General features: G+C 33.7%; 6 protein-coding genes. 2 read left to right on the forward strand and 4 right to left on the reverse strand.

Going from position 1 to position 5758, the window contains the following annotated elements:
* The first annotated feature begins 36 nt into the window (after positions 1 to 36).
* Both istA and istB read left to right on the forward strand, forming a co-directional pair.
* Complete coding sequence (gene istA / locus D3H64_RS09865; protein ID WP_121566048.1) at positions 37 to 1527, forward strand: IS21 family transposase; 1491 nt, start codon at positions 37 to 39, stop codon at positions 1525 to 1527.
* 3 nt (positions 1528 to 1530) lie between these two features.
* Positions 1531 to 2259: an IS21-like element helper ATPase IstB gene (gene istB / locus D3H64_RS09870; RefSeq protein WP_121566049.1), complete on the forward strand. Its 729-nt coding sequence runs from the start codon at positions 1531 to 1533 to the stop codon at positions 2257 to 2259.
* A gap of 188 nt (positions 2260 to 2447) precedes the next feature.
* On the opposite strand, the gene D3H64_RS09875 is transcribed toward istB, so the two are convergent.
* From D3H64_RS09875 to D3H64_RS09900, 4 genes are all read right to left on the reverse strand, one after another.
* A complete protein-coding gene (locus D3H64_RS09875) occupies positions 2448 to 3170 on the reverse strand; it encodes an ABC transporter permease (protein WP_121566050.1) in 723 nt (240 codons plus the stop codon).
* 13 nt (positions 3171 to 3183) lie between these two features.
* Entirely contained in the window at positions 3184 to 3918 is a 735-nt protein-coding gene (locus D3H64_RS09880; protein ID WP_121566052.1) for an ABC transporter permease, read from the reverse strand.
* Positions 3911 to 4828: an ABC transporter ATP-binding protein gene (locus D3H64_RS09885; protein ID WP_012858492.1), complete on the reverse strand. Its 918-nt coding sequence runs from the start codon at positions 4826 to 4828 to the stop codon at positions 3911 to 3913. Before D3H64_RS09885 ends, D3H64_RS09880 begins: the two co-directional genes overlap by 8 nt.
* A 326-nt stretch (positions 4829 to 5154) precedes the next feature.
* Positions 5155 to 5685, reverse strand: a complete 531-nt coding sequence (locus D3H64_RS09900) for a transposase (RefSeq protein WP_233554940.1) — start codon at positions 5683 to 5685, stop codon at positions 5155 to 5157.
* Positions 5686 to 5758: the final 73 nt, after the last annotated feature.

Here is a 5758-nt window from a genome sequence, read left to right on the forward strand (position 1 = left end):
GTAAAATAAAGATTTTTGATCATTTTCTTTTGAGTATTGGATAAATTTTGGGGGAATTTAGGTTCAAAAGTGGTGAATGCTCGTAAAGCAGCTCAACTAGATTGGGAACAAGTGAAAGACTATTCGGAATTAGAGTTAAAAGAGGCTTTATTTCCTTCTCACAGTTCCAGTCAAAAAAATCTTTATGTCCCTTTAGATATTAACTATTTAATCGATGAGTTGCGTAAAACTGGAGTCACTCGCAAGTTATTATGGGAAGAATATGTAAAATTTTGTCACTCAAGTGGCGATCGTTTGCCTTATCAATATAGTAAATTTTGTTCACTTCTAAGTCAGGGAATTGAACAAACAAAGGCAACCATGTACTTTAAGCATGTAGCAGGAGAAAAAGTTGAAGTGGATTGGGCTGGGGCAACTTATCATTTAGTAGATCCTGAGACGGGAGAGCTTCAAAAAGTATATTTCTTCGTCGCAACGTTGCCTTATAGTCAATTCACTTATGTAGAAGCAACGCTTGATATGAAGACAGAAGCCTGGATTAATGCCCATATTCACTTATTTAATTTTATTCAGGGAAGTCCTAAAATGATTGTTTGTGATAACTTAAAGACCGGTGTGGTGAAACATCCTAAGCAAGGTGAAGTGATTCTGAATGCCTCTTATCAAGAAATGGCTGACTATTATCACTGTGCCATTATTCCTGCAAAGCCACGTACCCCAAAAGGAAAGGCTTCTGTAGAAGGATCAGTAGGAAAAATAACAACTGAAGTCATCGCTCGTTTGCGTCATGAGGTTTTCCATAGTTTATATGATCTTAATCTTCGGATAGAAGCGTTAGTTACTGACTTTAACCAGAAAGGATTTCAAAAAAGAAAAGGGTCCCGACTAGAAGTTTTCTTAACAGAAGAGAAATCTTATCTACAACCCTTATCTCAGGATCCTTATGAATATGGTGTATGGAAAACAGCCAGAGTCCAATACAATTACCATATTTCAGTCGATAAGAACTTTTATTCGGTCCCCTATCAATATATCAAAAAAGATGTTCGAGTTCGAATCACACAAAATAAAATTGAAATCTATTTTAATCACCAACGTATCACGTCTCATCGCCGTCGATACGGCTATCCTGGGCAATATGTGACGATTGAAGAACATATGCCTATCAATCACCGTCAAGCTGGAGAATGGAATCGTCAACGATTTGTTCAATGGGCGAAGAAAATTGGCCCATACACAGAGAAGGTTATTGTAAGATTATTGGATAAATATCGAGTAGAACAACAAGCTTATAAAGGATGTTTATCACTGTTAAAGCTTACGGATTCATATACTGAAGCTGAATTAGAAGCCACCTGTCAACAAGCTTTAAATATTATAGAGACTCCCACATATAAGAACATAAAACGTATCATCCAAGTTAGACAGTGTGCTAAAGAAGATAATCATCCAGATAGTACATCAAATAGTGACGACTCAACTCATGCCTATATTCGTGGCGGAAACTATTATAGAGAAAAGGATTAATAAATGAACACAAATACTTATGAAAAAATGCTTCAATTGCGCTTAAAGGGAATGGCAGAGGCCTATTTAGAATTGACTGAGAACAACGAGTATCAACAGTGGACCTTCGAAGAACGCTTAGGGTACCTTATAGATCGTGAAGCGGACGTTAAGCATAATGATAATATTAAGCGCTTAATTTTAAACGCTAATTTATCTGAAAGCCAAGCGTATTTAGATGGGATAAGATATTATCCAGATCGCCAACTAGATAAAGACTTCATTCAAGAATTAGGAACGAATCGATATATTACCTCACCACATAATCTATTAATTGTTGGGCCAACAGGCTCTGGTAAGAGCTACTTAGCGAATGCGCTTGGGAATGAAGCTTGCTTAGGCGGTTATAAAACGCGTTATATACGCTTACCCGATTTATTATCAGAAATTGGTCTAGCGAAGGCAGAAGCTTCATTTACAAAGTTACTGAAGAAATATCAACGTTTTGATTTATTAATTATCGACGAATGGCTACTTATGTCAGTAAATTCAAACCAAGCAGCTGATTTACTAGAGTTGATCGAAAGACGTTACCGCGAAAAAGCAACGATTGTTTGTTCTCAATTTTCAGTTGAAAGTTGGCATCAACGATTAGGGGGTGGAGCGATAGCGGATGCGATTTTAGATCGTTTAGTAAGTAAAGCTAAAGTAATTCGAATCCATGGCGATCGATCAATGAGAGAAAGAGAATAATAATAAACTTAAGGGGGTTGGCTTATATTTAAGTCAATCCCCTAATAGTGTGAATATCTAGTCAATTTGAGGTCAAGTGGCTCAATTCTTGTGGAATGGTGGCTCAAAAACGCGTGTAATAATCACCTCCTTTCCACAAATTTATAAATACAGCGTGAGCAAGGATCTCATACTTATATTTACCTAAGTCAAAATTCCTCCCTAAGCGAAATTTTTGAAAACAACTTTACATCAAGGAATACCATAAACAGTAGAACTAAGCACGCAACTATTTTTTCAAATATAGCCGAGTTTACTTCGCCGGAAATATAAAACATTGCATTTACACAGTAAATATATGCAAATTTTATTTGTGATATGAAAACCCCAACAAAAGCAAATACAAAAGCAAATGCAACCGTTATCTGTATATTTTGTTTAAAATACAACATAACCCCAATTATAAATGCCGACAATATATAGCATATTATTCCATGAATCAAATATTTTGCAAAATATGATAAAACAAATGAGCTACTTATACTGTTCAAATTAAACATTAATTCCAATAAGCACATAGACAAAAATGTGGCTATTATATAAACTATCGCAAATATAAACAGTACACAAAATTTATTAAGTATTATCTCTTTTCTATTTATCGGTATTACCAGTAAATTTTTGAGAGTATTATTGCGTTTTTCCAATGCAAATAATTCCATCCCAATCATAGAAATTACCGGTATAAATAAATAATAACTATTTAAAGTCAAACCATTTTCAAAAAACCATCCTAAAACTTTTCCGTAAGCAACGCCATTGTAAGTCATGTTTCCCATAAAATACTGAATCACAGCACCAACAATAACTATAATTGCAACTACTACTGGTAGTTTTTTTCTTTTATGTTTTTTTAGCTCTAAAGACACCATAACTTCACCCTGTTTACAAATCTTGTCTCTTAAGAATATTTAGTGTTCCCACCAAATATAATGCAAATACTAATCCTACATTGGCAATCATAAAGTACACATTATCATTATTCTGAACACCTTCAAAATTTTTATACCACATAATGTGTGGTACACTAGCTAGTGGACTAATTCCTTGCAGTATCTTCATTAGGAAAAATGATGATATTATATATATACTTCCTATTAAATTTGTAGTAACACTATCCCCTTTAGTTAAAATCGTAACTATCGATACAGGTAACACAGCTAATGTTACAAGAAAAGAACTAGTTGCACACAATACAAAGAATCTAAAAACTAAATGTAGATTCATACTTGATTGAAATCTACTAACATAACCTGCTGAAACTATTACTGCAAAAACAATACCCATAAATATAAATGCAATACATAAAACATATAATGCCTTTGCAAAAAATAACTTTATCCTTGATATTGGAACAGTCCACAAATATTTTATCGTATCACTCTTATATTCATTAGAAAAAGCTGTGGTCGCAAACGATAACAATATCATAGGTAGTATCAAATAATTCATATAACTTAGTGAAAATTTATATAGATACATAAAATTATCAAATAATCCCACAGCACTTACTGTATAAAATATAGTAAGTGCTAAATATACAACAACCAACGCCCCAGATAAGTATATTGCTTTAGATCTTTTATTCTTTTTAAATTCAGACAACAATAACCTAGCCAATTCCATGTCCTCCAGTAACTTTTTTAAAATAATCTTCAAGAGTAATTTTATCTTCTACTATGCCAACTATCTCTATATTATTTGTTACAAAAATCTTATTGAGTTCTGCAACACTTAAATTACTACTATTTATTAAAAGCCCCTCATTAAATTCTGAAATACATTCTGAATTTATACCTCTATCATTCAGTATCATTTTAGCCTTATCAATGTCTTTCACGAAAACTCTAATACTACTATTTTCTTTGTTTCTCCACTCCTGTACACTGATTTCTTCAATCATCTTCCCAGAGTTAATAATTCCTATACGATCAGCTAAGCTTTCTAATTCAGATAGGATATGGCTTGATATCAATATACTTACTCCAGATTCCTTCAGTTTTTTCAAAAGCACTCTTACTTCAGAAATGCCAATTGGATCTAATCCATTTATAGGTTCATCCAAAATTAAAATATCCGGATTGTGCATAATTGCATTTGCAATAGCTAATCTTTGTTTCATCCCTAATGAATATTTTGAAAATAATTTCTTATCTCTATACGGTAAATTCACCAATTCTAAGGCTTTTTGTACACAAATCTGTTCTAATCCTCTCAATTTAGAAAAAATCTCTAAATTTTCTGTCCCCGTCAAATTAGGATAAAATCCCGGATTTTCTATTATACATCCAACTTTCTTTAGCACATCTCTTTCTTCATTTCTACGCATATCTTTCCCTAAGATTGCAATACTTCCTTCCGTTGGATTCACTAATCCCAAAAGCATTTTCATTATTGTAGTCTTTCCTGCTCCGTTTCGTCCTAGCAATCCATATATTTCACCTTTACTAACAGAAAAACTCACGCAATCAACTACCCTTGTGCCATTATATTCCTTAGTTAAATCATTTACACATATAACTGCTGACATTTTAATTTTCATCCTCCATTACTAATTACCACATCCACAACATGGACACTTGAAATCTCCTGTACCCTCCAAATCAAAAATAGAATAGATACAAGTATCCAATGACATCGCTATTTCATTTGCAACTTTTAACGATGGTGTTTCATTCCCCAATTCTATTAAACTTATATACTGTCTTGAGAGCATTCCATAAGCAATGTCTAAACGCATCTGAGTTGTCTTGCCAACCATTATGTCCGTACACCTCTATTGTTTTCGCTGTAGCAGTTTTACTTGCATTGTAAACTTTTACAGCCTGAACAGGATGTGCAATAGCTAATTTTCTTTCAAGAGACCATTCCTGCACGTCTCACAGGAATAAATGTTGCGTCACAATAAATAGCGACATAGTTAGATTGAATTGCCCGTTGTCGATAATTGATGAGTTCTTCTTCAAAACTTTTGGATAGATTGGAAATGGTGGCAGGTGAATAATAGTGGCCATACATTTTTTCGATTAATTCAGATATATCACGGGTAGTGACTCCTTTTTGATACATCATCATAATCATTTTTTCTAGATGGGATTGGGAAGATTGTAGGGCTTTGACGGTTTGAATATCCAGTTCTCCTAATCGATCTCGAGGAATTTTTAAATTCAGTAACCCATATTGTGTTTTTAGAGATCGAGTATAGTAACCATTGCGTGAGTTCCCAGTATTATAGCCTTTTATTTCCCATTTTTCATAGTCAAGGAATACTGTTCGTTCTGTTTCAAGCAAGAGATTCACCGCATCCTCCAGTGATTGTCGAAAAATATCTTCAATCGGTTCACCTTTGACTAGTGCTACCATTATTTTTGTGTTAAAGTTTTCCATAAGGGTCTCCTTTTTGATCGTAAATTTCAAGTACAAGTTAGCCACCCCCTAAATTTTTCACAAAGGGAGAGCT

The organism is Atopobacter sp. AH10 (assembly GCF_003664595.1).
Classification (GTDB): domain Bacteria; phylum Bacillota; class Bacilli; order Lactobacillales; family Aerococcaceae; genus Atopobacter.